This is a genomic window from Pseudomonas sp. B21-035 (assembly GCF_024748945.1).
Classification (GTDB): Bacteria; Pseudomonadota; Gammaproteobacteria; order Pseudomonadales; family Pseudomonadaceae; genus Aquipseudomonas.
This window is the reverse complement of sequence record NZ_CP087179.1, coordinates 3,689,426-3,715,825: the sequence shown is the minus strand read 5'-3', so window position 1 is coordinate 3,715,825 and position 26,400 is coordinate 3,689,426. Positions and strand designations below refer to the sequence as shown.

Annotated in this window: 26 protein-coding genes, 1 tRNA gene and 1 pseudogene; 19 read left to right on the top strand and 9 right to left on the bottom strand. The window is 54.0% G+C overall.

What is annotated here, in order from left to right; genetic code table 11:
- Positions 1-20: 20 nt before the first annotated feature.
- The 7 genes from rpmI (at position 21) to LOY22_RS16895 (ending at position 4,960) form a co-directional block, all read left to right on the top strand.
- Positions 21-215: a 50S ribosomal protein L35 gene (rpmI, locus tag LOY22_RS16925; RefSeq protein WP_045194535.1), complete on the top strand. Its 195-nt coding sequence runs from the start codon at positions 21-23 to the stop codon at positions 213-215.
- A 29-nt stretch (positions 216-244) separates the two neighbouring features.
- Positions 245-601, top strand: a complete 357-nt coding sequence (gene rplT, locus LOY22_RS16920; protein ID WP_010222414.1) for a 50S ribosomal protein L20 — start codon at positions 245-247, stop codon at positions 599-601.
- A 104-nt stretch (positions 602-705) separates the two neighbouring features.
- Positions 706-1,722, top strand: coding sequence for a phenylalanine--tRNA ligase subunit alpha (gene pheS / locus LOY22_RS16915; RefSeq protein WP_038994580.1), 1,017 nt, complete (start codon positions 706-708; stop codon positions 1,720-1,722).
- A 36-nt stretch (positions 1,723-1,758) separates the two neighbouring features.
- Positions 1,759-4,134 carry a phenylalanine--tRNA ligase subunit beta gene (pheT, locus tag LOY22_RS16910; protein ID WP_123565570.1) on the top strand — a complete coding sequence of 792 codons (2,376 nt, stop codon included), beginning with the start codon at positions 1,759-1,761 and terminating at the stop codon, positions 4,132-4,134.
- 3 nt (positions 4,135-4,137) lie between these two features.
- Positions 4,138-4,440 (top strand): integration host factor subunit alpha, encoded by a 303-nt coding sequence (ihfA, locus tag LOY22_RS16905; protein WP_002553164.1) that lies wholly within the window; start codon positions 4,138-4,140, stop codon positions 4,438-4,440.
- Positions 4,421-4,777 (top strand): MerR family transcriptional regulator, encoded by a 357-nt coding sequence (locus tag LOY22_RS16900; protein WP_038994582.1) that lies wholly within the window; start codon positions 4,421-4,423, stop codon positions 4,775-4,777. The genes ihfA and LOY22_RS16900 overlap by 20 nt, the downstream gene beginning before the upstream one ends.
- A 106-nt stretch (positions 4,778-4,883) precedes the next feature.
- Positions 4,884-4,960, top strand: a tRNA-Pro gene (locus LOY22_RS16895).
- 531 nt (positions 4,961-5,491) lie between these two features.
- On the opposite strand, the gene LOY22_RS16890 is transcribed toward LOY22_RS16895, so the two are convergent.
- Complete coding sequence (locus LOY22_RS16890) at positions 5,492-7,360, bottom strand: DUF2075 domain-containing protein (RefSeq protein ID WP_258594119.1); 1,869 nt, start codon at positions 7,358-7,360, stop codon at positions 5,492-5,494.
- A 24-nt stretch (positions 7,361-7,384) separates the two neighbouring features.
- Positions 7,385-7,768, bottom strand: a complete 384-nt coding sequence (locus tag LOY22_RS16885) for a nucleotide pyrophosphohydrolase (protein WP_150761950.1) — start codon at positions 7,766-7,768, stop codon at positions 7,385-7,387.
- A gap of 599 nt (positions 7,769-8,367) precedes the next feature.
- Between LOY22_RS16885 and LOY22_RS16880 the strand changes: the two genes are divergently transcribed.
- Positions 8,368-9,420, top strand: a complete 1,053-nt coding sequence (locus tag LOY22_RS16880) for a DNA cytosine methyltransferase (RefSeq protein ID WP_258594116.1) — start codon at positions 8,368-8,370, stop codon at positions 9,418-9,420.
- A 69-nt stretch (positions 9,421-9,489) separates the two neighbouring features.
- Here the strand turns inward: LOY22_RS16880 and LOY22_RS16875 are convergent, their stop codons facing one another.
- The 3 genes from LOY22_RS16875 to LOY22_RS16865 form a co-directional block, all read right to left on the bottom strand.
- Positions 9,490-9,723, bottom strand: coding sequence for a hypothetical protein (locus LOY22_RS16875; protein WP_258594114.1), 234 nt, complete (start codon positions 9,721-9,723; stop codon positions 9,490-9,492).
- A gap of 114 nt (positions 9,724-9,837) precedes the next feature.
- Entirely contained in the window at positions 9,838-10,575 is a 738-nt protein-coding gene (locus LOY22_RS16870; protein WP_258594112.1) for an MAE_28990/MAE_18760 family HEPN-like nuclease, read from the bottom strand.
- Positions 10,562-11,665, bottom strand: a complete 1,104-nt coding sequence (locus tag LOY22_RS16865) for a DUF262 domain-containing protein (RefSeq protein WP_258594110.1) — start codon at positions 11,663-11,665, stop codon at positions 10,562-10,564. The genes LOY22_RS16870 and LOY22_RS16865 overlap by 14 nt, the downstream gene beginning before the upstream one ends.
- Positions 11,666-12,374: 709 nt before the next feature.
- Between LOY22_RS16865 and LOY22_RS16860 the strand changes: the two genes are divergently transcribed.
- On the top strand, positions 12,375-12,623 hold the full coding sequence (locus LOY22_RS16860) for a DNA cytosine methyltransferase (RefSeq protein WP_258594108.1): 249 nt from the start codon (positions 12,375-12,377) through the stop codon (positions 12,621-12,623).
- Here LOY22_RS16860 and LOY22_RS16855 read toward each other — a convergent pair.
- A complete protein-coding gene (locus LOY22_RS16855) occupies positions 12,562-12,999 on the bottom strand; it encodes a very short patch repair endonuclease (RefSeq protein ID WP_258594106.1) in 438 nt (145 codons plus the stop codon). The genes LOY22_RS16860 and LOY22_RS16855 overlap by 62 nt on opposite strands.
- Positions 13,000-13,082: 83 nt before the next feature.
- Between LOY22_RS16855 and LOY22_RS16850 the strand changes: the two genes are divergently transcribed.
- Complete coding sequence (locus LOY22_RS16850) at positions 13,083-15,104, top strand: ATP-binding protein (RefSeq protein ID WP_258594104.1); 2,022 nt, start codon at positions 13,083-13,085, stop codon at positions 15,102-15,104.
- 225 nt (positions 15,105-15,329) lie between these two features.
- Here the strand turns inward: LOY22_RS16850 and LOY22_RS16845 are convergent, their stop codons facing one another.
- Both LOY22_RS16845 and LOY22_RS16840 read right to left on the bottom strand, forming a co-directional pair.
- Entirely contained in the window at positions 15,330-17,012 is a 1,683-nt protein-coding gene (locus tag LOY22_RS16845; RefSeq protein ID WP_258594102.1) for a hypothetical protein, read from the bottom strand.
- Positions 17,013-17,768: 756 nt separating this feature from the next.
- Positions 17,769-18,731: a bifunctional GNAT family N-acetyltransferase/nucleoside diphosphate kinase regulator gene (locus LOY22_RS16840; protein ID WP_258594100.1), complete on the bottom strand. Its 963-nt coding sequence runs from the start codon at positions 18,729-18,731 to the stop codon at positions 17,769-17,771.
- Between the two features lie 427 nt (positions 18,732-19,158).
- On the opposite strand from LOY22_RS16840, the gene LOY22_RS16835 reads away from it, so the two are divergent.
- Together LOY22_RS16835 and LOY22_RS16830 are read left to right on the top strand one after the other, a co-directional pair.
- Positions 19,159-19,386 (top strand): hypothetical protein, encoded by a 228-nt coding sequence (locus LOY22_RS16835; protein WP_258594098.1) that lies wholly within the window; start codon positions 19,159-19,161, stop codon positions 19,384-19,386.
- 81 nt (positions 19,387-19,467) lie between these two features.
- Positions 19,468-19,758: a DUF3077 domain-containing protein gene (locus LOY22_RS16830; protein ID WP_258594096.1), complete on the top strand. Its 291-nt coding sequence runs from the start codon at positions 19,468-19,470 to the stop codon at positions 19,756-19,758.
- A 64-nt stretch (positions 19,759-19,822) separates the two neighbouring features.
- On the opposite strand, the gene LOY22_RS16825 is transcribed toward LOY22_RS16830, so the two are convergent.
- Entirely contained in the window at positions 19,823-21,166 is a 1,344-nt protein-coding gene (locus LOY22_RS16825; protein WP_258594094.1) for a hypothetical protein, read from the bottom strand.
- 112 nt (positions 21,167-21,278) lie between these two features.
- Between LOY22_RS16825 and LOY22_RS16820 the strand changes: the two genes are divergently transcribed.
- From LOY22_RS16820 to LOY22_RS16790, 7 genes and pseudogenes are all read left to right on the top strand, one after another.
- A complete protein-coding gene (locus LOY22_RS16820) occupies positions 21,279-22,544 on the top strand; it encodes a phospholipase D family protein (protein WP_258594092.1) in 1,266 nt (421 codons plus the stop codon).
- A gap of 195 nt (positions 22,545-22,739) precedes the next feature.
- Positions 22,740-22,886, top strand: a pseudogene (locus tag LOY22_RS16815) (NAD synthetase); the annotation flags it as partial.
- Between the two features lie 197 nt (positions 22,887-23,083).
- On the top strand, positions 23,084-23,257 hold the full coding sequence (locus LOY22_RS16810; RefSeq protein ID WP_258597817.1) for a YhfG family protein: 174 nt from the start codon (positions 23,084-23,086) through the stop codon (positions 23,255-23,257).
- Entirely contained in the window at positions 23,257-23,856 is a 600-nt protein-coding gene (locus tag LOY22_RS16805; protein WP_258597816.1) for a putative adenosine monophosphate-protein transferase Fic, read from the top strand. Before LOY22_RS16810 ends, LOY22_RS16805 begins: the two co-directional genes overlap by 1 nt.
- 274 nt (positions 23,857-24,130) lie before the next feature.
- Positions 24,131-25,039, top strand: coding sequence for an NAD synthetase (locus tag LOY22_RS16800; RefSeq protein ID WP_258594091.1), 909 nt, complete (start codon positions 24,131-24,133; stop codon positions 25,037-25,039).
- Positions 25,036-25,473, top strand: coding sequence for a hypothetical protein (locus LOY22_RS16795; RefSeq protein ID WP_258594089.1), 438 nt, complete (start codon positions 25,036-25,038; stop codon positions 25,471-25,473). The genes LOY22_RS16800 and LOY22_RS16795 overlap by 4 nt, the downstream gene beginning before the upstream one ends.
- 30 nt (positions 25,474-25,503) lie before the next feature.
- On the top strand, positions 25,504-26,376 hold the full coding sequence (locus LOY22_RS16790) for a hypothetical protein (RefSeq protein ID WP_258594087.1): 873 nt from the start codon (positions 25,504-25,506) through the stop codon (positions 26,374-26,376).
- Positions 26,377-26,400 lie beyond the last annotated feature (24 nt).

Here is a 26,400-nt window from a genome sequence, read left to right as displayed (position 1 = left end):
TGAATGCGGAGTATCCGAACATGCCAAAAATGAAAACCAAAAGCGGTGCGGCCAAGCGTTTCTTGAAAACGGCTAACGGCATCAAGCACAAACACGCTTTCAAGAGCCACATCCTGACCAAAATGTCGACCAAGCGTAAGCGTCAACTTCGTGGTAGCAGCTTGCTGAACCCGTCGGACGTGGCAAAAGTCGAGCGCATGCTGCGCCTTCGTTAATTTTTGGTTCTAGATAGAGGAAGTTACTCATGGCTCGTGTAAAGCGTGGCGTCATCGCTCGTAAGCGTCACAAGAAAATTCTGAAACTGGCTAAAGGCTACTACGGCGCTCGCTCGCGCGTATTCCGTGTTGCCAAGCAAGCGGTCATCAAGGCAGGCCAATACGCCTACCGCGACCGTCGTCAGAAAAAACGTCAGTTCCGCGCTCTGTGGATCGCTCGTATCAACGCTGGTGCGCGTATCAACGGTCTGTCCTACAGCCGCCTGATCGCTGGCCTGAAAAAAGCGTCGATCGAAATCGACCGCAAGGTTCTGGCCGATCTGGCAGTGAACGAAAAAGCGGCGTTTGCTGCGATTGTCGAGAAAGCTAAAGCCTCGCTGGCTTAAGTACCCCCGACAATCACCAGGTGTCATTTCCGGCGCCTGGTGTTAAACGTCTTAATAGGGGAAGAGCCTGCGCTCTTCCCCTATTTCGTATCTGGAGTCTGTACATGGAAAACCTGGACGCGCTGGTCTCCCAAGCCCTGGAGGCCGTGGAACGCGCTGAAGACATCAATGCCCTGGAACAGATCCGGGTGCAATTCCTTGGCAAGAAAGGCGAACTGACCCAGGTGATGAAGACCCTGGGCAACCTGCCAGCCGAAGAGCGGCCGAAAGTCGGTGCGCTGATCAACGACGCCAAGGAACGCGTCACCGAGGTCCTCAACGCGCGCAAAGCGGCGTTTGAAGAGGCCGAGCTCAGCGCCCGACTGGCCGCCGAGTGCATTGATGTAACCTTGCCGGGCCGTGGCCAGACCTCCGGTGGTCTGCATCCGATCACCCGTACCCTGGAACGCATCGAGCAGTTCTTCACCCACATTGGCTACGGCATCGCCGAAGGCCCTGAGGTCGAAGACGACTACCACAACTTCGAAGCGCTCAACATTCCCGGCCACCACCCGGCCCGGGCAATGCACGACACCTTCTATTTCAATGCCAACATGCTGCTGCGTACCCACACCTCGCCGGTGCAGGTGCGGACCATGGAGTCCACTCAGCCGCCCATCCGCATTGTCTGCCCGGGCCGCGTTTACCGCTGCGACTCGGACCTGACCCACTCGCCGATGTTCCACCAGGTCGAAGGCCTGTTGATCGATCGCGACATCAATTTCGCCGACCTCAAAGGCACCATCGAAGAATTCCTGCGGGTGTTCTTCGAAAAAGAGCTGGCGGTACGTTTCCGTCCGTCGTTCTTCCCCTTCACCGAGCCTTCGGCTGAAGTCGACATCCAGTGCGTGATCTGCAGCGGCAAAGGTTGCCGGGTGTGCAAGCAGACCGGCTGGCTGGAAGTCATGGGCTGCGGCATGGTTCACCCGAACGTGCTGCGCATGTCCGGCATCGACCCGGAAGAGTTCCAGGGCTTTGCCTTCGGCATGGGCGCCGAGCGCCTGGCCATGCTGCGTTACGGCGTCAACGATTTGCGCCTGTTCTTCGACAACGATTTGCGGTTCCTTGCGCAATTTCGCTAGGTCGCGCACCCGTAACGAATCTTTCAGGAGAGCAGGATGAAATTCAGTGAAAAGTGGCTGCGCGGTTGGGTCAACCCGCAGGTATCCCGTGACGATCTGGTCGCCCGTCTGTCGATGGCCGGCCTTGAGGTCGACAGCGTCACCCCGGCCGCCGGCCAGTTCAGCGGTATCATCGTCGGTGAGGTGCTGAGCACCGAACAGCACCCCGATGCCGACAAGCTGCGCGTGTGCCAGGTCAGCAATGGCAGCGAGACCTTCCAGGTAGTGTGCGGCGCGCCCAACGTTCGCCCTGGCCTGAAGATCCCGTTCGCGATGATCGGCGCCGAACTGCCGGGCGACTTCAAAATCAAGAAAGCCAAGCTGCGTGGCGTTGAATCCAACGGCATGCTCTGCTCGGCGGCCGAGCTGCAGATCAGCGAAGAAAACGACGGCCTGCTGGAACTGGCGGCTGACGCCCCGGTTGGCACCGACATTCGCGTGTACCTGGACCTGGACGACGCCAGCATCGAGATCGGCCTGACCCCGAACCGTGGCGACTGCCTGTCGCTGGCCGGCCTGGCGCGCGACGTCGGCGCCCTGTACGACGTACCGGTGACCCGTCCGCAAGTGCCGGCTGTTGCCGCCACTCACGACGAAGTGCGCCCGGTTGAAGTGCTGGCACCGGCTGCCTGCCCACGCTACCTGGGCCGCGTTATCCGTAACGTCGACCTGACCCGGCCGACCCCGCTGTGGATGGTCGAGCGCCTGCGTCGCTCCGACCTGCGCAGCATCGACGCTGCCGTCGACATTACCAACTACGTGATGCTCGAGCTCGGCCAGCCGATGCACGCCTTCGATCTCGCCGAAATCAACGGCGGCATCCGCGTGCGCATGGCAGAAGAGGGCGAGAAGCTGGTACTGCTCGACGGCCAGGAAGTCACCCTGCGCCCCGACACCCTGGTCATCGCCGACCACAGCCGCGCCCTGGCCATCGCCGGTGTGATGGGTGGTGAGCACAGCGGCGTTGCTGCTGGCACCCGCGACATCTTCCTCGAGAGCGCCTTCTTCGAGCCGATTTCCGTGGCTGGCAAGGCCCGTTCCTACGGCCTGCACACCGATGCCTCGCACCGCTACGAGCGCGGCGTCGACTCGCAACTGGCCCGCGAAGCCATCGAGCGCGCTACCGGCCTGCTGCTGGAGATCGTCGGCGGCGAAGCGGGTCCGGTGATCGACGTCACCAGCGAAGCGCACCTGCCCAAGGTGGCCCCGGTCACCCTGCGTGCCGAGCGCCTGACCCAGATGCTGGGCATGGAAATGGCCAGCGCCGAGGTCGAGCAACTGCTCAACGGCCTGGGCCTGAAAACCACCGCCGGCGAAGGCCAGTGGCAGGTTGAAGTACCAAGCCATCGCTTCGACATCAGCCTGGAAGTCGACCTGATCGAAGAACTGGCGCGCCTGTATGGCTACAATCGCCTGCCAGTGCGTTACCCGCAAGCGCGCCTGGCCCCGCAGGCCAAGGCCGAGGCCCGTGGCGAATTGCCGGCCCTGCGCCGCCTGCTGGTGGCCCGTGGTTACCAGGAAGCCATCACCTACAGCTTCATCGACCCGAAACTGTTCGAGCTGTTCAGCCCGGGCGTCGAGCCGCTGCTGCTGGCCAACCCGATCTCCAACGACATGGCGGCCATGCGTGCCTCGCTGTGGCCGGGCCTGGTCAAGTCGCTGCAGCACAACCTCAACCGCCAGCAAGACCGCGTGCGCATGTTCGAAAGCGGCCTGCGCTTCGTCGGCCAGCTGGGCGACCTCAAGCAGCAGCCGATGCTCGCCGGTGTGGTCTGCGGCAGCCGCCTGCCGGAAGGCTGGGCCAACGGCCGTGACAGCATCGACTTCTTCGACGTGAAAGCCGACGTTGAAGCGGTACTGGGCTTCTCCGGCTCGCTCGCCGAGTTCAGCTTCGTTGCGGGCAAACACCCGGCGCTGCACCCGGGCCAAACCGCACGCATCGAGCGCGACGGTCGCGAAGTCGGCTACCTGGGTGCCATCCACCCGGAGCTGGCCAAGACCCTGGGCCTGGATCGTCCGGTGTACGTCTTCGAGCTGGTGCTGGGTGAAGTGGCCGAAGGCCGCCTGCCGAAGTTCAGCGAACTGTCGAAATTCCCGGAAGTGCGTCGTGACCTGGCCTTGGTCGCAGGACGTGATGTTGCTTCGAGCTCGGTGCTTGAAGTAATTCGTGACAATGCAGGCGAATGGCTCACAGACCTCAGGCTGTTTGATGTTTATCAGGGTAAAGGCATTGATCCTGATAGAAAAAGCCTGGCCGTCGGCTTGACCTGGCAGCATCCATCGCGCACTCTTAATGATGAAGAGGTGAATACTGCAACCCAGAACATCCTCACCTCGCTCGAACAAAGGTTGAACACCACGTTAAGGAAATAGCGTATGGGTGCTCTGACGAAAGCTGAGATGGCCGAACGGCTGTACGAGGAGCTGGGCCTGAACAAGCGCGAGGCCAAGGAATTGGTCGAGCTGTTCTTTGAGGAAATCAGGCACGCTCTTGAAGACAACGAGCAGGTCAAATTGTCCGGATTCGGCAATTTCGACCTGCGCGACAAGCGCCAGCGGCCGGGCCGCAACCCCAAGACCGGGGAAGAGATCCCGATCACGGCGCGTCGGGTCGTCACCTTTCGTCCAGGGCAGAAGTTGAAAGCCCGAGTTGAGGCCTATGCTGGAACCAAGTCATAACGACGAGCTTCCGCCGATTCCAGGCAAACGCTACTTCACCATTGGTGAAGTGAGCGAGCTTTGCGCGGTAAAACCGCACGTGCTCCGCTACTGGGAGCAGGAATTCCCGCAACTCAACCCGGTAAAGCGCCGCGGCAACCGGCGGTACTATCAGCGCCAGGACGTGCTGATGATCCGCCAGATCCGCGCGCTGCTCTACGACCAAGGCTTCACCATCGGCGGGGCGCGCCTGCGCCTCTCTGGCGACGAAGCCAAGGACGACACCACCCAGTACAAACAACTGATCCGGCAGATGATTGCCGAGTTGGAAGACGTCTTGGTGGTGCTGAAGAAGTAACCCCTGTCGGGCCCGGAATTTTGGAAAAAATGCTTCCATAATTCAAAAGGTTAGGGTACATTCTTCAACGTTCTCAGCAACCAGGGGAACATGCTTCAAGCCCAGTCGGGGCGTAGCGCAGCCCGGTAGCGCACTTGCATGGGGTGCAAGGGGTCGAGTGTTCGAATCACTCCGTCCCGACCATTATTTAGAACGACTAAGCCACCTTCGGGTGGCTTTGTTGTTTTTGGGGTAGGGGACTTTTGGTTGAATAGGCCTTGTTCAATATTCCGATCTTCTGCTCAGAATGGTTAGTGCTGGTCCTCGTGAAGCAGTGGCTTACATCGTATTTGTCGACTCTATCAACTGGTAAGCCCGGCATTCGAGTAGTGGTTGCTGATGCTTCCGTTCTTGAGATTAACCTCAATGGAAGGCCTGAGGTGCTTGGGCATCAATGTGCCGGGGTAATCTGAAACAAGTCGGTATCTATCTGTTTTTTTTGGTTAATAATTTATTGGTCAACTTGCTTGGAATACCAGTTGGAACGCTGCGTGGTCTGGATTCCGATGGACGGTGCTTTTTAAGCTCCACGCCATTAATGAGTCGGCATCGACTCTATCAAGCAAATGGCCGTGTAAACATTAGCTATGGCTGGTGACCAACTGCTGATGATCATGGCCCCTGCGCGTACGATGCTCCACTCGTAGGTTCAGAGGCTCCTAGCAAACGATTCCGTCAGTGACTGCTGTGTTGGCTAAGTCGGCTCTTGAAGAATTGCGCAGTCTCTTTGTCAGTGCAGTACAGGTAGCAACCCTTCATCCCGCGCGTCATCAAGGTTCGGTACGTATTTTTGATGATCAGGTCAGTTTCTTTTTTCGCCAGAGCAGGTTGCTCCTTCATCATTTTTTTCCAGCCGCGAATCGATTTATCGTGTTTGTCGCGCTCATTCGGGGATGTCATAACATTGCCATCACGTACGACCAGGTCTGGCCCGATAATGACTCCGATATAGTCGACTTCCAGACCTTGGCAGGTATGAATACAGCCAACCTGCTCGATGGAGTTCTCAGCGATGATCCACAGGCTGCCATCCTGATCCAGGTTCCATTGTCGCGTGTAGTCACCGATGACGATATCGGCAGCGTTGGGGTCTTTCTTGCTCAACCAAGGCCAACAGTAGCCCGCGACTACGCGAGCCTTATTTCCATGGTTTTTCTCGTCGATGGCGTCATGCAGCGCCTGAGGCGAGTCGAACACCTTGAACTCGTACTCCGAGGTGTCGAGCGTCGGATTTGCTGTCGAGCGAATGCCAAGCACGTCATCCAGCCATGCCATGTAACCGTCAGAACCACTGCAGCGAAACTGTGAAGACAGCACATATTCCTCGACCACAGCCCCCTTGGCTTTGGCAAAGGCGCGTATCGCCTGCTTGCTGCCTATGTCGCTCAGGGTCACACGTTGGTCTTCATCGATGAAGAAAATTGAGCATTTCGCTGATTCAATCAGCTCCTTGATCTGGTTTTCGCCAAGGTTCCCATAAAGCCCGCTTTTCTCATTCAGCCGGTGAGCTTCGTCCACGATAAGCGCATCGAATGTGTTGGGCTCAGTGTCGATGAACGCCCCAGAGCCTGAAAAGAAATTCGAGAAATGGCTGCGTTTGATGGTGCCAACCAGTTTGCTTTCGTAGACCTTGCGTGGGGCGGCATTCTTCGAGACATATTTGCTTAACAGCCTCAATTCTGTGAGCCTCACCAGCAAATTGATAGCCAGAACAGTTTTCCCGGTGCCCGGTCCCCCCTCAATGATCAGCACCTTTGGTGCCTGGTCCGAGGCTTCGCTTGATGCCGCAAGCGCCGATTCAAAAATTGCTTTTTGATCGTCAATCAACACGAACTCTGGCTTGCCTGTCATCAGCCCTTCGAGGGCTTCGGCTAGCGCTTTGGACGGGCGGATTTTCCCATCGGACAGTTCGTAGAGAACCTCTTTGTTGTCGCCGTGAGCAATATGCTTTTTCAGGAAGCTTCTGAGTTTAGTGAGCTCGTCCGGCCCTTTCAGGAACAGTGGGGCTTTGCTGATGTGGGGCTCGTAGTGAGCTGAGTCGATGATGCCGTCGCTGACGTAGTTATGAAGGTAGGCACACGGACGGATCTCGATGCTTTTGTCATACACCGCCTCGTTGAAACCCTCCAGCAGCGAGGCGTATGACCATACCTGATAGGACGGGTGAATGGTCTCAACGAGGCCGCCACCCAATGCCGTTTTGACGATGGCATCCTTGGTAGTGGCGTTGGCCTTGCTCCATTGCTTCAATTCGATCAAAACGGCTTTTTTTGCCTGATTTTCGTCGCGACCGGTGAGCAGAAAATCGATTCGCTTCGACGACTGCGGAATGTGCAGCTCAATGGCCAGACCCGCGTCGCTCGGCAGGCCTTCATCCCGAAGGACCTTGGCCATGTACGTTAGCGATCCTTGCCACGACCTGATTTCCGACCTGCCAACGGTCTTGCCGGTGGCTTCCTTGAAATGCCTGAGGATCACGTCCTCGATGTCATCGTTATCGTTGTCTTTTAGAAATTGCTGTTTGGTCGCAGCGTAAACGATCACGGGTTGTCCTTAGATTCGGGTTGATCAGAGTCGGTCGTACTTTTTGCTGCTGCTTTTGGCTTTATCCACGGGGTACTTCTGGCCGTTCGAGGCGAGTTTCCGTGTCACCGCTTCGTTGAGATCAACGCCGAGTACGCTGCTCAGGCGAACCAGGTACATCAGTACGTCCGCCAATTCGTCCTTGACTGCTTGGCCCATTTCCGGGCTTTTTGCAGCGGAGAGCGAATCGGCATCGCTCATCCATTGGAAAATCTCGCACAGCTCTCCTACCTCGCCAGTGAGAGCCAGGATGAGATTTTTGGGGGAGTGGAACTGTTGCCAGTCGCGATCATCTGCGAAACGCTGAAGGGATGCGGCAAGCTTTACTACGTCAACCAGTGGCGCGGATGAGCTGTCTGAGTCACTCACGGGGCTATCTCTTGGGTGTCAGTGAGGAGCAAAAGAGCTGTAGGAAATCGGGCTTCGTATTGTAAGACCTTTCGCGATTGGCGCAGGCTTTTTGTTTTTCTCTCGGTCACTATCTGCCAGCCGAATTGCTTGCCTGCATTCGCAATGTCATTTGAGGGGGGGAACGTGGGCCGCCTACAAGCGGATTTTCCAGTGCCTGGCGACATCCTCCGTCGTTTCTGGCCTGGCAATTGGCGACAGGATGATGACTGCCGTGGCGACGCGCAGGATTCGTCGAAGACCTTTATCGCGACTGATCGCGGCGCCCGGCCTGATTGACGCGGCACCAGGAGTCGAATTTCCGTTTAATACATTGATTTATATGTACTTTACAGGAGGCTTTGTGGGCTGTATCTCATTGGCTATCCTGGGCTCAACGGAGGTTTTTAGCCCAGGAGATATGTGGGGAAGGGGCTTTGAGGACTTGGGGGAGCGTCGAGCCCTGCCTTCTGCACATCTCAGGTTCAGGAGGTTAGCCAAACCCTGTATAAATTTTCAGTGTTGGTGCTCGATCTTTCGCGCCAAACCGGTTAGAATGACCTCCGTTAGGAGGCTTTCCCATGCATACTATTGACGCCGTTGACCTTTTTTGTGGTGCTGGAGGGCTGACTGCAGGTCTGCTCAAAACCGGTATCAACGTTCGTGCTGGCTACGATATCGATCGCAATTGCGAGTACGCCTATAAAACGAACAACGGCGCTGAATTTGTGGCCGAAAGCGTTGAGTCTGCAAAGGTTAGCGATGTTGCTGCTTGGTATCGAGACGGTCGGGTCAAGCTCTTGGCGGGATGCGCTCCCTGCCAGCCCTTCTCGACCTACAATCAGGGGCGTGATACCAGCACTGATCGCAAGTGGCCGCTTCTGTATTCGTTTGAAAAGCTCATAAAAGGTATTAAGCCAGAGCTGGTCACCATGGAGAACGTCCCTGATGTTACCAAGCACAAGGTATATCTTGACTTTGTAAAGGGGCTGGAGGATGAGGGCTACCATATTTGGGCAGGGACCATCCACTGCATTGACTACGGACTTCCGCAGCAGCGTCGCCGGCACGTACTGTTAGCTTCGAAATTTGGTCCCATAACTATGATTCCGAAGACCCATGCAGGTAAGCCGGTGACAGTAGAACAGGCAATTGGACATTTTCCAAAGCTTGAAGCGGGTGCGTGTGATCCGAAGGATCCTCTGCACCGTGCGGCCACTTTAACTCCAACAAATCTTGAGCGCATCAAACGATCAACGCCAGGCGGTACATGGAAAGATTGGCCAGAGTGGCTGCGCGCACCTTGTCATCGCAAGAGTAGCGGCAAGACTTACCCGAGTGTTTATGGTCGGATGCGCGATGATGAACCCGGGCCGACTATGACGACGTTATGCTATGGATTTGGCAACGGGCGGTTCGGTCACTATGATATTAAGCAACATCGCGCAATCTCTCTTAGAGAGGCTGCAACTTTGCAATCCTTTCCTGAAACTTATCAATTTATGCCGCCTCAGGAAATCACGTTCAAGGCAGTCGGGCGCATGATAGGAAACGCCGTCCCTGTCCGACTAGGTGAAATTATCGGGCTGAGTATTCAGCGCCACCTCGAAGAATTTGCTACCGATCAGAAGTAGGAGCAAATTCTCTTCTGAGTCGCAGCTCAAGTGAGCATGGATCTATCGTTTCGCACCCCCAGACGATGATTACTCGCCAGCCCAGCGTCTAAGCTGGGCTGACTTTCTAGCATCCCTTTCTACGTTAGCGTTAAGCTTTGGTATCCAGTAGTCTTGGCGAATCTTTGGGGTAGTTGCATACTTGCACTTCTGATGGTGATGCCAAAAACACTCTTGCACGAATATTATTGATCTATGTTTCGGTAGAACTATATTCGGGCTTCCAGGAAGCGATTTTTTGTGTAGCCTGAATTGGAGTCCCATTTGATGAAGTAAGCGTTTAGCCTCGATTTAAGGGTGGATGTGCGCGCGCCCTACGGATTTCATAATCCTAAAGCGTATTTGTGGCTTTTCTGTCTCGTTCAGTCGTTCTCCAAATTAGGCTGGTAGTGCAGTAGGTGCTGCATATTTCTTCTTTCTCAGATATGAAGAAATCGACCATAACACGGATCTTAGATAAACCGTAGTTTGGTAGTGGACCTTGGAAAGATACTCTGGTGAGGTATCTTGCCCGCACTGTTCAAATGATAGCCTTCCATGAGCCAATGCATTTCTTTTATCTCTCACGTCTCGTAGTTGGCGCAGCGTTTGACGGCCGTTTAAGTTTGGGTCTGCAGTTTGGAAGCCGTACTTTTTAGCTGTCGTTTTTATCTCTGCGCAATCAACATTTCCGGAGAATATTTTTTCTCTATCGTAACCAAGTCTTGTTATAGCAATTTCAATCGGGTGCGTTCTTCCATCCAAGGCTGAGCTATGATTGTCTTTGATGGCGCGCTTAAAATGACTAAGTGCAATGTTTTGTAAGTTTCCGCTTAATTGGTCAAAACCCAGGTTGTCGCCATCCACAGCTTTGTGAATTGCGTCAATGGCATTTGTCATAGTCGCTTCCACCAAATTGTAAAGAAGCAAGTAGGTGTTCGCGCGTAATGTTTTTGTGAGCTCGCGCGAGAGCTCGGCTCCTGCAATTGGAGCGATTTCGCCGTCAGTTTCCCCGGCAAGTGAAACAGAACGATTGTTCGCAATTATCTCTATGAAATCAATGTATCTGCTTACCTCGGCGCTTCTTTGCCTGAATAGGTCGTAGAGTTCGACGACAAGAACTTCACTGTTGGTCATACTGGACCTCTCGACCCAGTAGGTTGTCTCTGACAAAGTGGATTCGATTTACCACTTTTGGCCTGGAGTTGCTTGCATCTGAGCGAGTGAGCGTCTTGAATTCATCACTTGCCAGCCATGCCATTGAAGCGGGAACTAACCCTGGAGCTATTCTTTGAGCAAGGGCTACACCGACTGAAATTGACTCAAATCGAATTCGAGGTACCGAAGAATTATTGGGCGCTTTCTTGAATCCGTGAGGGAAAAATCTTTGAACGAAGTCAAGCATGTTTTCGAATGTTGTGAGGAGCTCCTCCCGGTCGAAATCATGGTTGTTCATATGGTCAAGATATTCGTCTAGGAATTCATCGACCCGCTTGTTGAATGCTTCATATCTATGTAGGTAGGCGTAAAATCTAAGTACCATCTCCTCATAGTCGCGATGATTGATTCTTACGTCACTGATAGGGCAGAGCTGTCTGAAACGTAGGTTGGCAGCAGTGTTTCGAACAAAGTCAGTGAACGGACCATCCTGTGAGCCGAATCGTTGCTCCATGTCCTTCAATTTTGTCCCGCCAGTGTTAAGGCGATCGAAGAGCTGGCGGCGCGCCTCTTCATCAACTTCCATTAACTCGATCATTCGCATTGTTTTGCGTCTAAATCTAAGCTGGCGTGAGACTGGGAAATCTTTAAAATAAAATCCGTTCAACATTGGTAACATTTTCAAATCATCAAGCTTGAACTCGTTACCTAAAAAACGTACAAGTGTTCTTATTCTTTGCGATCCGTCAACTATTTCTAAGCGGCCTTCGTTTTCGCCGGTGTGTACATCGGCGACATATAAATATGGTATTGGTAAATTAAGTAGTATTGATTCAATAAATCTGCCTTGCTGTTCCTCGCTCCAGACTAGCTCGCGCTGATAATCTGGAATGAATAGCTCAGCTTTGTCGGTTTCCTCTAGTTTGTCTACATATTTCGATACAATTACTTCGATAGGGTACTCTCTTATATCAAAGTCTGTTTCTTTTTGCCTCTCAATGATTTGTTTTTCAGCTTCAATTTTTTGTTCGTCGCTAATAAGTGCGAACATTTCTCCCTGCTTCGCCATTAAAATTCCTTATCTGCTGATTGTTGGTCAAATTGTTAATTGGTGTTGCGAGGTTTTTGGTTTTATCCGTCTGTGCTGCCACCATTGGGTTAAGCTTACACCTTCCGACGGTGTATGAGTTGATAGGGTTCGATAAAACGGTTTGAGGGGGCTGAGCATTCGCTCCTCGGGTAACTTGCCCCCCGGATGCTTCGCAAGGGGCGCCGAGGGATTTCGCGTAATGCCTGCATTCTCTGCAAAACCATCTTTTCGCTGAAAGGCATTTTGCCATTAATGGCGGTGAATGGAAGCCCTTTGCTAGCATGAAGGTCGGTATTTTCGGGTCAAGCGAAACCAATTTTTATCCCGCATTCGGGAATGCCCGATAACCAGTCGGTAGCGCAGTAATTACTTAAGATTGGATGCCTAAGCCGAATGTGGCATGTCTGCAACCCAGCTTAACAGCCATACATGATCTGTCTCCTCTAGCAGTTGAGTCTCATTGAATCCCCACGTCATCCCGCCAAGAATGCTGAGTGTTATCAGGGATCAAGGCCCCTGGTACCTGTGGGGATGTCCTCTAACGCGGGACTGGCGGCTCCTTACCTCCGGGAGCAGGTCATCTCATGATCTGGCCTCCTGAGCAACGTTGTCGGTGGGCGGGTGGAAGCTGCATTGGCTGACGAGACCAGTGCCGCGAGACCCTGAGCTAGGTGCAAGCAGCAATGCGATGACCGGGGCATGCCTGACTCAGTCAGGTGCAGTCCATTCCTTGAACTGCGGCACCATATCGTTAAGGGAAGCGGTCACACTGCAATCGTTTCCCCAGGATTACAGATTCATGCCACCGGAAGAAATCACTTTCAAGTCCGTAGGCCGCATGATTGGCAATACGGTTCCCGTAAGGTTGGGCGAAATCATTGGCCTGAGCATCCAGCGTCACCTTGAGGAGCTGGAGCGACTAAAAACACCTTCCTGAGTCGAGCATCCAAGGACATCAAGTCCTTGGTCTCACACTCCCAAACGACGACAACTCGCCAGCCCAGGTCGCGCAATTGTTCGGCTTTCCTATTGTCCCGCTCCACATTCGATGCAAATTTCGGTAGCCAGAAATCTTGGCGTATTTTCGGCGTCGAGGCGTAACGACACCCCGGATGCCGGTGCCAATAACATCCGTGGACGAAAACCACCGTCCTTCGCTTAGGAAGGACGACGTCTGGACTGCCAGGCAGAAACTTCGAATGCAGACGGAATCGAAGCCCCATGCGATGGAGCAGGCGCCGCACGACCAATTCTGGCTGCGTGTGCTCCCGCTTGATCAAACGCATCCGATCGGATGCCGTGAACTGGCTCATAGTGGCTCTTCGCTGCTGAATTGCGGATCCACTTGTGTAACCATGCAGCCAAAGCCAAACGAACACAACAGGGAAAAACAGCAATGGATGCAATAGTCGAAGCGGTTGAGGATCAGGAATTATTTTTGGAAATCGACCTCAACGTGTTGAATCACCTGGGGATAGGTCTATACAGCAGCACGCCCGCCGTAGTCACCGAAATCGTCGCCAACGCATGGGACGCCGACGCCCATGCCGTTACGGTAGACATTCAGCAAGACAAGATTATCGTTCAAGACGATGGCCACGGGATGGGGCACGGAGAGCTGCAGGCCCGATTCCTTCGCGTCGGATATGCCCGCAGAGACCAACCGAAAGGCAATAAAAGCGACACTCTTGACCGCCCGGTGATGGGCCGAAAGGGAATCGGGAAACTGGCCATGTTCTCTCTAGCGGACCAAATCGACATTTGGTCAAAAAAAGCCGGGGGTCCTCCTGTCTCCGCTCGAATCAACGTCGAACAACTCCGGAAAGACATTCAGTCAGCCAAGAAATATTCTCTCGAAAAGCTGGACACAGAATATGACTGGGGAGACAAGACCGGAACACGCATCGTTCTTTCGAAGCTAACGGCGGGAACGGATAAAACGGAGAGCTTTCTCCGTCCCCGCATAGCGAGGCGTTTCAGTGTGCTGGGGGATATCCATAAATTTAAAGTAATCATTGATGGGCATGAAATCACGACCCAAGATCGCGGGTATCATGCAGACGTCCAGTTCTGGTGGGATTTGGAGGATGAAACCAGATCCGAGCAAAAGCCTCTACTCAAGAATCTTGCGACCGACGAAGATGGCCAGGAGTGTATAAAGCGCATAAACAACGTCGTAGTCGTCGAAAACCATGCCTATACCCTCCGAGGCTTCATCGCCACTGTCGCGAAGCCGAAGAGCCTGAAAAAGACTGATGACAACATCAATCAGATCTCACTGTTTGCCAATGGCCGGGTATTCCAAGAGGATATGCTGAAGGACATCGGCAATGCCAAGGTGTTTAACAGCTACATCGTTGGTGAGATTCATGCGGACTTTCTCGATAGGGATGGAACTGACCGGGCAACGGCAAATAGGGAATCGGTGAAAACCGGAGACCCTCTGGTAAGCGCTGTCCGCGCGTGGTTGAAGAATACTCTTGACGATATTGCGGACCAGTGGGATGACTGGAGACGCCAGCAGAATGTCGATAGCGACGATGAGCGCACCAAGCTGGCGCTGGAAAAATGGTACGCCTCTTTGACGGACGGCCGAGATAGGAAGCTAGCTCAGAAACTTATCACTCCCATCCTGTCGGCTGAGCACTCGAATGATGACACCAAGAACAAGGACATCAAGCGAGACTTGGTACGTAGTGCGATTGTCGGCTTTGAAAAATTACGAATCCGGAAGCAGCTGGACAAGCTCGAAAAAGTCACCGATGTGTTGTCCGTCGAGTTTCAGAGGCTGTTTCTTAATCTCGATAACGTTGAAGCGACCCACTATCACGAAATCACCCGCTCCAGATTGCAGGTGATTGAAAAATTCGAAAAAGAAATTGCTAACACAGATGCGCTTGAGAAGGTTGCTCAAAACTATTTGTTCGACCACTTGTGGCTACTTGACCCGACATGGGGGCCGGTAGGTGAAAGTAAGGTTATGGAGCAGACTCTCACCAAAGAGTTGAAAGACATTGCGCCTGATAATCCTACCGGTGCACGGATTGATATCGCCTACAGAACTTCGACAGGTCGCCACGTCATTGTGGAGCTGAAGAAACCTGACAAAAAATCGATAGATGTAGATGACCTTACGAAGCAAGGACGGAAATATCGAGGTGCGGTTACGGAATATCTCCGCAAGCATAGCGATATTGGAGGCCTGAATGGCCGCAGACCAGCCATCGATGTTGTATTTGTGACCGGCGAACTCCCTAGGACCAGCGACGGCGATGTTCTGGAAATTCTCAGAGGAAACCAAATGCAATCGTTCACTTACGAGGGAATGATCGTGAATGCGCGGAGAGCATATCAGGAGTATTTGGATGCATCGCCGAGTGTTTCCATCATTGATGACATCGTGTCGAACATAACCTGATCACGCATGCCCTGCCTTATGGTCAAATAAGGCAGGGCAGATTTTCTTCAAGATGGATTTGTTTTCTGTGTCACCGTCCGCTTTTGGCAGAAATCGAAAAGGAGACAGGTTTATTTTCTCGGCGTGAGCAAATCGCAGATAAATCTCTCCCCTTTCTTATAGGGTAAAGTGGATTTTAACTTTGATTTAATGCCGACTAATTGATTTCCCCTTTCCTTGTGGGAGTTATTTCGTGGATTTCGTTCGTTTTGGATTGACCAGCAAAATGATATTGCCCAGAGGGAAGAAGAAGGACTCTGGTTCCACCTGCATGATTGCCTGCTCCACAGACTCGCGAAGGAGTGTAACGAACTCTATGGCTGACGCTCTGGAGTTACTTGTGCGTTGACGCAGGAAGTTACCCCAATCACACCAGACTGCTCGTGTGTCGTAATCTTCAGCGGCAGTGAAATGAGCATAGTAACGTCCCAAAACTACGAGATGAATGGAAAGTTCTTCATCAGATTTGATCGAGAGACGCTCCTTCACCCCATTGATGCCAACGGATGCTATCCAGTCCGATACTGCCAAGACCCATTTGTTGCTGTCACGGACTAGACTACTTGCATTGTTCCGCCGCAACTTTTCATCATTCAAGAATGGCTGCTGCCATTTGAGCTGGAAGAGGATGACACTGTTGCAATCAGCATCATATGCAACGAAATCAATATCCGTGATCACCTTACCATCTCGTTTTATATTGACGCCATGCGAGCATCTCCAGCGAGGAGATGGAAACTGTTTTATAAGCTGAGAGACCCATCGAGACTCGCGCCGATTTGCCGCCTCAAACCATTCTTTTTCGTACCGCCCGCGCAACTCTGTCCAAAGGAACGAGAATGGGTTGAGCTCTAGGCCATACATTGGGAGCACTACGAAATCTTGACTTGTCCTAACGACAGGTGCGAGCGTCGGCATGCCACGTTTCAGATGATCCTTGGAGTTTTCCGGACTCAATGTTAGATGATCGAGAATGTCAGATACATCCTCTCGCGTTATTTGAAGAAAATTAGCCACTCCCTCGACAAGATCTTCAAGAAATGCGCTGCCAGTAATTAGGTTCCTTATGCCGATCCTAGGATCATCTTCGTTGCGAAGTCCGGCATAACATAACCTTTGCTGCGACATCGCAGATAATGCTTCCAAGACTGCTATGTACGCTGAATATGGACGACCGCCAAATTGATCATTGTCATCCAACATATCCCTAAATGAGATTCTTCGCAGATACAGGGACGCCCACTCCCTGAAGTAGTCATCGACGCCATTGAATGGTAGCTCTTCAGGAGATGTGTTGCTGCGTAGATACTTAATCAAATGAGGGAGTATCTCCACATGGCGGAGCTCCAAGGCCTCTTCCTTCTGACGATCTTCTGCAACTGTCATATCGCTGAGCCAGTTCAGCCCTTCGGCCCCAATCTGCTCGCGGTAGGCAGTCGTATCATTGATCGACAGCACGAGTAGCGTCATTCCTTTCAACTTGCGCTGGTCGATCTCAGCCTTTAGAGCACCTGAGCGCAACAAGCTCAGCTGCTTCTCGGCCATAGTGAGGTAGCCCATTCGCAACAGGAACTCGTCTGTTTGTTCGGCGGTCTTCGAGTTAGAGGCGAAAAGCTTGGGCGCATCGGTTTTCAGTTCGGTAGGTAAAATTCGTTGCAAGGCGGCGTTGATCGCATGTTTGCGAACGTTTTCCATCTGTCGCTCTGAATCATCCAAGCGCTGCAATTCAGGGATTAGTTCGCGACAGAACGCGAAGTCAATAGCGCGAAGAGCCTCAAATGTCAAAGATTCTGAAGGTTTTTCGTAGCCACTTAATAGATACCGTTCATCTTCGATTGTTTTTTGGAGGAGATCTATTGGGTTTTTCATGATGTTTTGCTTTGGCGAGAGACGAAATTTATGTCATTTTGATTTAAAAGAGAAGTGTGGGACAGAATTATTTTTTGGCTCGCTGCCCTCTTTTTGCACAAATGTTCATTGGTTAGCCATCGCCATCCAGACGAGGTAAATCAAAGCTATGTTATTGAGGCTCGGGTCGACACACGTCTCACCGAAAAACCGCCATCGCCACCGCTTTCTGTTGCTCATCCCTTGAAATACAACTCAGGTTGCATTTTGGAGAGTAATCCAAATACGGTTTGAAGTAGCTGCAGATCAGGTGTGATGACCGATTCGATCAAGGTCCGGGGAAAGGACCTTGAAATGGATAGTTCGATTTAAATATTCAAATAAAATCTATAAGAATCAAATACATAAAAATCGTTCGATTCTTGGTTCCGTACCATATGCAGTACTCAAGATGCTCACCGAAAGGTGGGCCTTGCCGGCTTGTGTTCGCGAGCTCAGCGGGGCCCAGAGAAAATTGCCGGCCCTGGCCTCTTTGTGCGTTGTACCTAAGTTCACCCAGAAAAATTGCATCTCGCGTCCTTACAGGTCTGGCATATCGCCAGCAACCACACCGCGAGATCCTACGAAAATGAAGGATTGGTCCTACTTGTTGTTACCAAATTGAGCGCAGGAAGGAGGCCCTCTGGCCAAGTCCTGACCTTGTCCACCCTGTCTGCATCAGGCACGGAAATCGTTGGGGATCTTCGTGCCTGATGGAGCACTTAGCTAAAGGCTCAATTACAGGTGGAAATCGCCCGCAGCCTCCGGCTGGTAAAGCACTTTCCTGATCCCGATCCGGCGGGTTCGGTCAGAAACTCGCCAGTCGATGGCGTCCCCCTCCTGATAGCCCAGGATGGCGGCGCCGATGTCGGAGCACACGGAGTACTTTCCGGCGCTGCTGTCGGCGTCTTCAGGGTAGACCAGGGCCACTTCGATCTCTTCGTCGTCCAGCTGCAGCAAGGCCCTGGAGTTCATCGTGACGACATTGCGCGCCACCTGCTGCGGCTTGACGACAATGGCGCGCTCAAGCTCATGTTCGAGCTCAACAACGGCCGGGCCTTGCTCGAGCGCGATCAGGCTCTCGAGCCTGGCCTTGTCGATTTCGGTGATGTAGATCTCAGTTGAGTCGGCCACGGCACCTTCGCGCAAGAACCGCAGATAGCGCGCGGCCGTCATGGAAAATGACTTCAATGTCGGCGTTTCGCTTTCAAGCAGAAAACCGCTGCGCACAAAGGCTTTCAGCGAGCGGGTGTTGTCGGGGTGGATCTTGGCGATGAGCTTCTCGGCGCGCATGTCGAGGAAGGCCAGTTTCATGCCTTCGCGGATTGTGCGCGCGCCAAGGTTTCGGCCCCATTTGTCGCTGTCTCCGATGACCAGGACGATTTCGCAATTGGAGCTGGTCTTGATCAGGCGGACAAAGCCCACCGGGGCGTCATGCCGGTCGTAGGCCATGAAGAATCGGCCGCCCCGGTTGAATAGATGGGTCAGGATCGGCAATTGGGTCCGATCGATAACTTGCTCGATGGAGCGGGAGACATGACGCGAATCGCTCAAGTAGCAGGTAACGCGCTCATCTTCCAACCAATCCATGAGCGTCAGTGCATGTGCCCGAGTAATTTCCGGGCACAGCGAAATGAAAGGCTTGTTCATCTTCACCACAGTTATTTGGAAAGAATGAAAGCCCTTCATGGCTATGGCCATGACGGTTCTTTCGGCAACCGGCCATTTTATGGCAAAACGCTAGTGAATGGCGAATAGCCTGCGCACTCTGGCAGGCTTTTGCCGTTCTTTTCGATGACCTTGCCGATGAACATCCGCCCCTCAAATTCTTCAGAATTTCCTGATTCCCTGTAGTCCATTTCCCAATCATACTTCCGCCGCCGTTAAGCCATTGCAGTGGTTCCTTGAGCGCTCTAGTCTCCGCCAGTCGTTGCCAATTCAACGACCGGTTTTGACAGACCGAATTCAAAGTGAATCCGCATGTGCACGCGTTATGGCGGCTGTACGTGGGGCACCTTCGTGTGCGCCGGGTTTTCCTTTGCTTTGCCGGTCTGTCAACCCACGTATGGCTGCCACCTTTTGTTTGACAGCAAATGTGTGGCGGCTCCGTAAAGCAAAGGAGTTCGCAATGTTAAAAATCGTCCCCGACCCACCTCACCACCCCAACCAGTCCCTCGAAGACCTCCTGGTCCAGACCTCCGAATACCTGGTCCGCGCCCAGACCATCGCCCGACAATCCGTCCTGCTCCATCCCAACGCTCCCGACCAGGTCCTCACCTTGGCGACCCTGCATGAAATCGAACACGCCCGTGCTCTGGTCGAAGTGGCCTTGAGCAAGGTGCAGTCACGCCACTGAGTTGCCAATCAGCAGACGCCCGCGTTGCTGACGAAATCCCTTGGCAACGCGGGCTAGCGATTTCAGCAGGAGGACCTGTCAATGGATGAGGATTTGAAGGCAGCCAGTACCTTGAAGACCGCTGGCATCGCGGCCTTCGGTGAAGGCGAAAGTGGGCACTCCACACAAAGGCTGTTCCGCGTCGAGCCCGGCCACAGTGCGGCGTTCGCTCTGGAGCAGTCGTCGCTGCTGATGGGCTGCGTAAACCGGCTGACCCTGCATGCCGGCATCGAGCACGATCCCAAGCTGACCTGGGCGGCGCATTACCTTAGCGGCATGGCCAAAGCTCTGGTGGAGGATGTGGCTCACGCCATGCTGGACCGGCCGCAATGATGCAGCTGTTGGACCAGCGCTCGCCGAAGAGGCCGAGGCGATGACTGCAGGCGGGCAGCGCGGGCTAGTCCTGCGCCTCGTCTTCAAGCAAACGCAGCACTAGCGGCTCGATATCCAAAGTGCCTTTATCAGTAGCGTCCAGCAACTCCAGGTTCAACACCCAGTGTTTTTTCCCACGGCTCACTAGCTGAATCACCCCGAGGTCCTCAAGGATCGCAGCCAGGCGGCTCGACTCCGGCACCCGCTGTTGCCGGTTGATTGCCTGGTAGTAAGCGGTGCCGATGCCTTCTTCGCTGGTGCCGGCCGGCACACCGTCGGCGCTATTGGCCAGGGGGAATGGCCCGCGACCGAACTGCTGCCACAGGTAGTTAAGGGTGTCGTTGATTACCGGCAGCGGGTAGCGGGTGATACTCGTGCCGCGGGCTTCAAAGCCCTGTTCGGTCAGGCGATAGAGAAAAGCCTTGCGCTGTTTGGGCGTCCAGCCTTCAGTCCAGCCCAGAGTTTGCACAATTACCTCGCTCTGGCTGGTAGCCTTTGGCTGCGAATTCGTTACCGTACCGCCGCCCAGGTCGTAGCCGATCATGAACAACGCCGCTTCCAGGCGTCGCAACGGGCTGCTGCCTGTACCGTCGTCCTGATTGAAGCCGCTGTGCTTTGCATTGTCATGGGCGAGCACCGCCGCCAGTATCTGGCTGGCGCGGATGTTCCACTGCGCGTGCAGGGTGCCGGCCTGCAGCGGCGGGAACTGCAAGTTGCCCTGGGACGGATCGCGCTGTTTGCAGATGCCCTTGTTCGGCCTGGCCGACGCCCAGGGGAAGGCCAGCTCGGGCGGAACCTGGGTAAGTTCAGGCTCGACCTGCTTGCAAAATTTCACCACCGCCCAGCCCAGCGCGGCAGCAACGCGGCTGTCGTAAATCACCAACTGCTTGCAGATCAGCGAGTAGACCTTGGTCATGCCGGCGTTGAAGCGCAGCTCTGGGTCAAGCAGCAGTTGATGATTCAGAGCACCGCTGTCGATTGCGTCGCGGGTGTCGATCAACAGTTGGGCCAAGCCCTCAGCATTGTTGCTCAGCCAACTGACGTTACCGTTTTGTACGCCACCCCAGATCATCACATCAATGGCTGCGCGGCTGGCGGCGAGGTCATCAGGCGCGGGCGCCAGGGCGCGTTGCAGTTGCTGCTCAAGCGCCGTCAGTGCGCGGGTGTTACTGGTGATGTCGCTGCCCTTGTCGATGTCCAGGTGCGCAATCGCCGGGTGCGGCCAGTGGTAGGTTTCATAGGCGTTGAACAGGCTGCTGCAGTGCCAGGGCTCGCCACTCATGCGGTTCTGGTAGCCGTGGGCGAGGGTGGCGTTGTCCAGGTTGGCGCTCATCCATGCAATGAAGGCATCGAGCAGGGGCTGGGCCATGGCGGTTTCCTTGTAGGGCGGCTTGGGCGTGCGAGGGGCGGGATTTTGGGCTAATCGGTTGATAGTGGCAATGTAGTATTATCGGCAGAGATTCGTACAAGGAAGCCGACGATTGAAGTTCACTAGCAATATCGTGCCGCTGATAAAAGAACAGCTGCAAAACGACAAGGTTGATCTGAAGATTTTCTCGCCGTACCTGACCGGTTCGGTCGCGCTGGAAATTGCCCAGCTGGGTAAAAGCGCCAAGGTTTATACGTTGGTCAATGTGCAGGTGCTTGCCTCTGGCGCTTCGAATTGCGACACCATCAAAACCCTATTGGACAATGAGATCCCGGTCTACGTATTGCCCAAACTTCACGCGAAGATGGTTGTGGCCCGAGACCGCTTCGTGACGTTGGGTAGCCAGAATTTTACCGAGCGGGGTGCGACTGCAAACCTTGAAACCAACATTCGCGTTCGTGGGGTCAGCAAGGGCGTGCAGGCGTTGGTGGCGAAGATGGAGCGCCAGGCCACCTTGCTGACGCCAGGCTTTTTGGAGTCGGTGAATAAAGCTGCGCAGGCGCTGGCTGGCGAATACAAGGCGTTGCGTGAGCAGGCCGACAAACTGGATCGCGAGTTGATTGCTGCCGAAAAGTCGCGCGCAGGTGCGCAACGCGGCGAACGGGCAATCGATGCCGAGGTTCGCTCGGAACTCGCCAAACGGCCGCAGTCCAATCCCCGCAAGTGCAGCATCGTTTCTCGCTTTGATGAGAAATACGCACGTCTTCAACACTCATTGAAAGGCGAAGAGTTGCTGACCTGGCCTATCGGCAAGAAAACCCACGACCTCAAACCCCAGCATCGCTATTTGTGTATCTCCGGTGCCGGCAAGCTTGGCTGGGTCAGGGTGAACAAGACCGTGTATTCGTTCATCGAGAATCGGATCGGCGTTGACAGAGGTCAAATCAAGGGTCAGGGGCAGTGGGGGGTGGCAATTGATGCGAGCGACAAAGCCTGCAAGGCCAGGAAGGGCGATTACAACTTGCGCGTGGCCGTGATCGATCGCGAGGATAAAGAGCTGTGCCATGTGTTTATGCGCTACAACACCGAAGACCTTGATGTTTATCCTGCCGTGATGCTCCGCAATTCAGGTAAACCCAAGGCGCCTGCCGATGAGCGACGCAAGGCGGTCAAGTGGATCGATGCCAACACCGAGAGCTTCGCGCGGGACATCAAACGGCTGATCACCACGCCGTTCAAATTCGAGGAAAACCTGACGGGCGAGAGGGCGGATAAGTTCTTTGGCGCGGAGGGTACTTCGCACACTTTGTGCCTGGTCAAACTGCGCTCCAACGTTGCGTTGCGGGTGCTTGAGCCCGAGGAAGAACCGGCTGGGTAGGGCAAAGTATTTTTATCTCACGCTTTGCAGGACTATTCCTACATGTCATTGTTTTTCTTCTGGTTTTTGAAAAGTAGGACGACATACCTGGCAAAAATACACTTCTGAAACGTTGATTTTTAGCTGCTAAAACTAGGCCGCTCAAGCGCCTGCAACCTTCGAATTTGCAGGCGCTTTCACGTTTCAGGAGACCCCATGAACGACTCAAGGATGAGCGGGCTTGGCGCGAGCCCGTCGCAGTACTTTGCGCGCCAGCGGATTGAGAGTCTGGTCAATGTGCCGAGGCTGTTTGCAGCGATTGATGCCGATCCTGGGATCGTCGGGGCAGGGGTGGTGTATATCATCCCAGCGATATTTGATACGAAGTGAATGATCTGTGCTGACCAAAGGTGCACATCCGGGCGTTGGTTCATTATGGCGACGGGCTGGATGGCTGATGGCAGCCGCCGCAAGCGTATTGCACATTGTCGATAGTGCTGCCGTTGCTCGGCGGCGCTTGGGTTATACTGTCAGCACTGCTCAACCATGAGGCCATGCCGTTGAAAACGCCAAGCTTGCAAGCCAAGAAAGCCCATTGCGCCAAGACGCGTCAGTCCAACTATTCGGCCAGCCTGCGTCTTGAAGGCTTCGATGTCACGCCGGATGATGCTGAACGCAAGCTACCTACCCGTGAAGCCGTCCTAAAAGCGTATCGGCAACAGGCCAGGGGCTGATCCTGGATAAGTATGGGGTAGGACAGGACCCATACTGCTATGCCGGTACGGGGGTTCTACGTAATCTTCTCGACCTTCAGGACGACACGCTGCTAAGCCAGGCTGAGCGCGATCTTTCCAGTATCGCCGCCAGCGAAATTGATTTCGCCCTACCTCCTTACGACCTCCCATATTTGCAGAATATTCACCGTCGATTGTTCCAGGACCTCTACGCTTGGGCCGGTGAGTTGCGTACGGTCGACATCTCCAAGGGCGATACGCATTTCTGCACCGTCAATCGAATCGAGCCCGAATCGGTAAAACTGTTCAAACGTCTCGCCCAGGAAAACTGGCTGGAAAATCTTACCCGAGGCGACTTGGTCACCGCCTGTGCTGAGCATTTTGGTGACCTGAACATGCTTCATCCCTTCCGTGAGGGAAATGGCCGTGCGCAACGCATTCTCTTTGAACATCTTATTCTCAATGCTGGCTATACCGTCAGTTGGTGGGCGGTAAACGAGCAAGAATGGCTACGTGCTAATATCGAGGCGGTCGTCTGTGATTACCGGTTAATGGCATTGGTGTTCGATAAGTGCATCGGGCAAACCATCATTGAGTAAATTAGCGCTCAGGACTTTTATCAATTGGCTAGCATGAATGTGGTGCAACTTAAGCTGTGCGTCGGCTGGCAACCAGCATTATGTGAGCGCGCGATCACCCAAGGGTAAAAGATGCGTCCTACGCACCCCGTGCGTACTTCCTGTTTTGAGTGTGTAGGACGACATAACCGGCAAAAATACACTTCTGAAACGTTGATTCTTAGCTGCTAAAACTAGGCCGCTCAAGCGCCTGCAACCTCGGGTTTGCAGGCGCTTTCACGTTTCAGGAGACCCCATGAACGACTCAAGGATGAGCGGGCTTGGCGCGAGCCCGTCGCAGTACTTTGCGCGCCAGCGGATTGAAAGCCTGGTCAATGTGCCGAGGTTGTTCGCAGCGATTGATGCCGATCCTGGGATCGTTGGGGCAGGGGTGGTGTACATCGATGCGGACTACAACGTGGTGACGTTGCGGGAGTTTCGGCCGATTTGTAGTGTGTTGCCCAAGCGGGTGGTGTTGCAGGAGGTGAAGCGGTATTTGACGCCTGAGCAGTACGCTCTGGAATTGCAGCACAATATTCGGCAAACACGGATGGTGGAGGAAGTCGCGAATGCGCGATTTGCCTGCGGTAGTGCGATTTTCGGCGTTGTCGCGATCGTAAGTGGTGGTTTGATTGTGCCCTTCACCGGGTTGGTGGGGGTTACAATCGCCAGAATTGGGGCAGCAGCTGTGGCAGCTAGCGTTACTCAATGTGTAATCGGCTCGTATAGAGTTTATGAAGAGCACCAAGGTCCTGAAGGCAATGACTTACTTGACCGTCAGCTCTGGTACCAGGTGTTGATGCCACTTCTGGATGCTATCTCCTTCCTAGGGGCTGCGGCCTCTTTGACATCCGTGTTCAGGTCCCTTCAAGTGCGAAAAGCCGCCACAAAAAGCGATTGGTTTGACCTTGGCAAGACATTGAGTCGGCAGCAGCGCCGTGCGCTCATGAAAGAGGTTCTATCTATCAAGCATCCTTCATTGACAGCCAAGCAGATTAAACTTCAGCAAAAGCTCGGCGCATTACCAAAGCGTTATACGCCCACTGAAATTAAGAATTCGACTACTGCTGCGATCAGGGATTCGCTCGGGGCCGTTATGAGTATTGCCGGTAGCGATGGGGTACGCAGTATTGCGTTAAGTTTGGTGGGGGAGATTGAAGAATGATTAGCATTGAAGAACTACCGGCCTTCATACGTCGATACTACCCCGTGCTATGGACCGGATTTTTCCTGGCCGTTATATCCTTCACCGCTGCGTTCATCCGCTTGGGAGAGACCTATTTCGCAGGTGATCCCAATCGGCCGATCTACATCGTTATCATGCTCATTTTAGGCTCATCCACCCTCGGCATCGGCCAATTCGCTGTAATACGCGGCTACTCATCCGGAAACCGTGCAGTGGTCGGGCTGTTGCTCGTTTGTCTGGTTGCCGGCGTGCTGACCTATCCCTTTGCTCACGATGCACTCCTGGCAGTGGCTTCAGTAATTGCCCCCTTGTTGGCGCTGTTGGCGTATAACAGCCGCCGTTATCGAGAAATGAGCAAAACCCTGTCGGATATCCGGCGCAATCACTTCAAGCCTGTGTCTGGCAAACGATAAAATCGAACCCTCCCCCTCAAAGGTTCACGGATGAATCACCAAGAACAAATCAACGCCTGCCTACGCCGCAATTTCCCGCTGCTGACCTTGAGCTGGTTGCTGTCGGTTGCTTCCCTCATGAGCCTGATGCTGGTGATTAACGGCGCACACTCTCTGAGCGCCATGAGTTCATCCGACATCTTGCGCGGCGTGAAGAACGGCGTGGTTATCCCGACCCTGCTGCACCTCTTGCTGGTGTGGGGGAGCACGCGGTTGATCTGGTGGTTGGTGGCACTGCTGGTGTGTTGCTTGCTGGTCGCTTTGGGGATGTATGCCCAGCGTCCACCTGGGCTGGTTTATTACCTGGCGCTTTTCTGTCCCCTGGCTGGTCTGCTGGTGTTCAACAGCCAGGGCTATCGGCGGATATATGCAAGGTTCGTCGAGATCAGCAAGGCTCCCCGCGCCAAGCGCTTGCCCGGTGAGCCTGTGGATGTGTTGCGGTATCCGGGGATGGCGGCGTTCTTGGGGCGTTACATGGGCCGCTCCTGCGCCGCGTTTTTCTTGACCATGGCCTCTATTGCGCTGGCAACGGTGCAGCTGGAGTACGCCTACTTTGCCGGGCATCTCGAGAACATGGGGTATGTGCTGATTGTGACTTTGCTCGGGGTGGCGGTGTGTGGCGTAGGCGCTGGTCTGATCGCTAACGGTTTTGCCTGGGGGGTATGGTGCCTCGTTGCGGTTGCGGTGACGAGTCTGCTAATGGCCATCGCCAGTTTGGGAGGTGGTATCCATCTGTTTTTTTCCGCGACATCGATTGCACTGCCTACGGTGGCGCTGGTTTTGTTGAACAGTCACCACCATCGGCAGTTTTGTAAGCGTTTTGCGGTGCGGCGGCGGTTGCGGTTGCGTAAGGCTGGTAAGTGATCTGGCGGCCTTATCGCGGGGCAA

Excerpts from the sequence above, each read along its gene's own strand:
- rpmI (WP_045194535.1), top strand. The coding sequence starts at position 21 with ATGCCAAAAATGAAAACCAAAAGCGGTGCGGCCAAGCGTTTCTTGAAA.
- rplT (WP_010222414.1), top strand. The coding sequence starts at position 245 with ATGGCTCGTGTAAAGCGTGGCGTCATCGCTCGTAAGCGTCACAAGAAA.
- pheS (WP_038994580.1), top strand. The coding sequence starts at position 706 with ATGGAAAACCTGGACGCGCTGGTCTCCCAAGCCCTGGAGGCCGTGGAA.
- pheT (WP_123565570.1), top strand. The coding sequence starts at position 1,759 with ATGAAATTCAGTGAAAAGTGGCTGCGCGGTTGGGTCAACCCGCAGGTA.
- ihfA (WP_002553164.1), top strand. The coding sequence starts at position 4,138 with ATGGGTGCTCTGACGAAAGCTGAGATGGCCGAACGGCTGTACGAGGAG.
- LOY22_RS16900 (WP_038994582.1), top strand. The coding sequence starts at position 4,421 with ATGCTGGAACCAAGTCATAACGACGAGCTTCCGCCGATTCCAGGCAAA.
- LOY22_RS16880 (WP_258594116.1), top strand. The coding sequence starts at position 8,368 with ATGCATACTATTGACGCCGTTGACCTTTTTTGTGGTGCTGGAGGGCTG.
- LOY22_RS16875 (WP_258594114.1), bottom strand. The coding sequence starts at position 9,723 with ATGGGACTCCAATTCAGGCTACACAAAAAATCGCTTCCTGGAAGCCCG.
- LOY22_RS16870 (WP_258594112.1), bottom strand. The coding sequence starts at position 10,575 with ATGACCAACAGTGAAGTTCTTGTCGTCGAACTCTACGACCTATTCAGG.
- LOY22_RS16865 (WP_258594110.1), bottom strand. The coding sequence starts at position 11,665 with ATGGCGAAGCAGGGAGAAATGTTCGCACTTATTAGCGACGAACAAAAA.
- LOY22_RS16860 (WP_258594108.1), top strand. The coding sequence starts at position 12,375 with ATGACCGGGGCATGCCTGACTCAGTCAGGTGCAGTCCATTCCTTGAAC.
- LOY22_RS16855 (WP_258594106.1), bottom strand. The coding sequence starts at position 12,999 with ATGAGCCAGTTCACGGCATCCGATCGGATGCGTTTGATCAAGCGGGAG.
- LOY22_RS16850 (WP_258594104.1), top strand. The coding sequence starts at position 13,083 with ATGGATGCAATAGTCGAAGCGGTTGAGGATCAGGAATTATTTTTGGAA.
- LOY22_RS16845 (WP_258594102.1), bottom strand. The coding sequence starts at position 17,012 with ATGAAAAACCCAATAGATCTCCTCCAAAAAACAATCGAAGATGAACGG.
- LOY22_RS16840 (WP_258594100.1), bottom strand. The coding sequence starts at position 18,731 with ATGGCCATAGCCATGAAGGGCTTTCATTCTTTCCAAATAACTGTGGTG.
- LOY22_RS16835 (WP_258594098.1), top strand. The coding sequence starts at position 19,159 with ATGTTAAAAATCGTCCCCGACCCACCTCACCACCCCAACCAGTCCCTC.
- LOY22_RS16830 (WP_258594096.1), top strand. The coding sequence starts at position 19,468 with ATGGATGAGGATTTGAAGGCAGCCAGTACCTTGAAGACCGCTGGCATC.
- LOY22_RS16825 (WP_258594094.1), bottom strand. The coding sequence starts at position 21,166 with ATGGCCCAGCCCCTGCTCGATGCCTTCATTGCATGGATGAGCGCCAAC.
- LOY22_RS16800 (WP_258594091.1), top strand. The coding sequence starts at position 24,131 with ATGAACGACTCAAGGATGAGCGGGCTTGGCGCGAGCCCGTCGCAGTAC.
- LOY22_RS16795 (WP_258594089.1), top strand. The coding sequence starts at position 25,036 with ATGATTAGCATTGAAGAACTACCGGCCTTCATACGTCGATACTACCCC.
- LOY22_RS16790 (WP_258594087.1), top strand. The coding sequence starts at position 25,504 with ATGAATCACCAAGAACAAATCAACGCCTGCCTACGCCGCAATTTCCCG.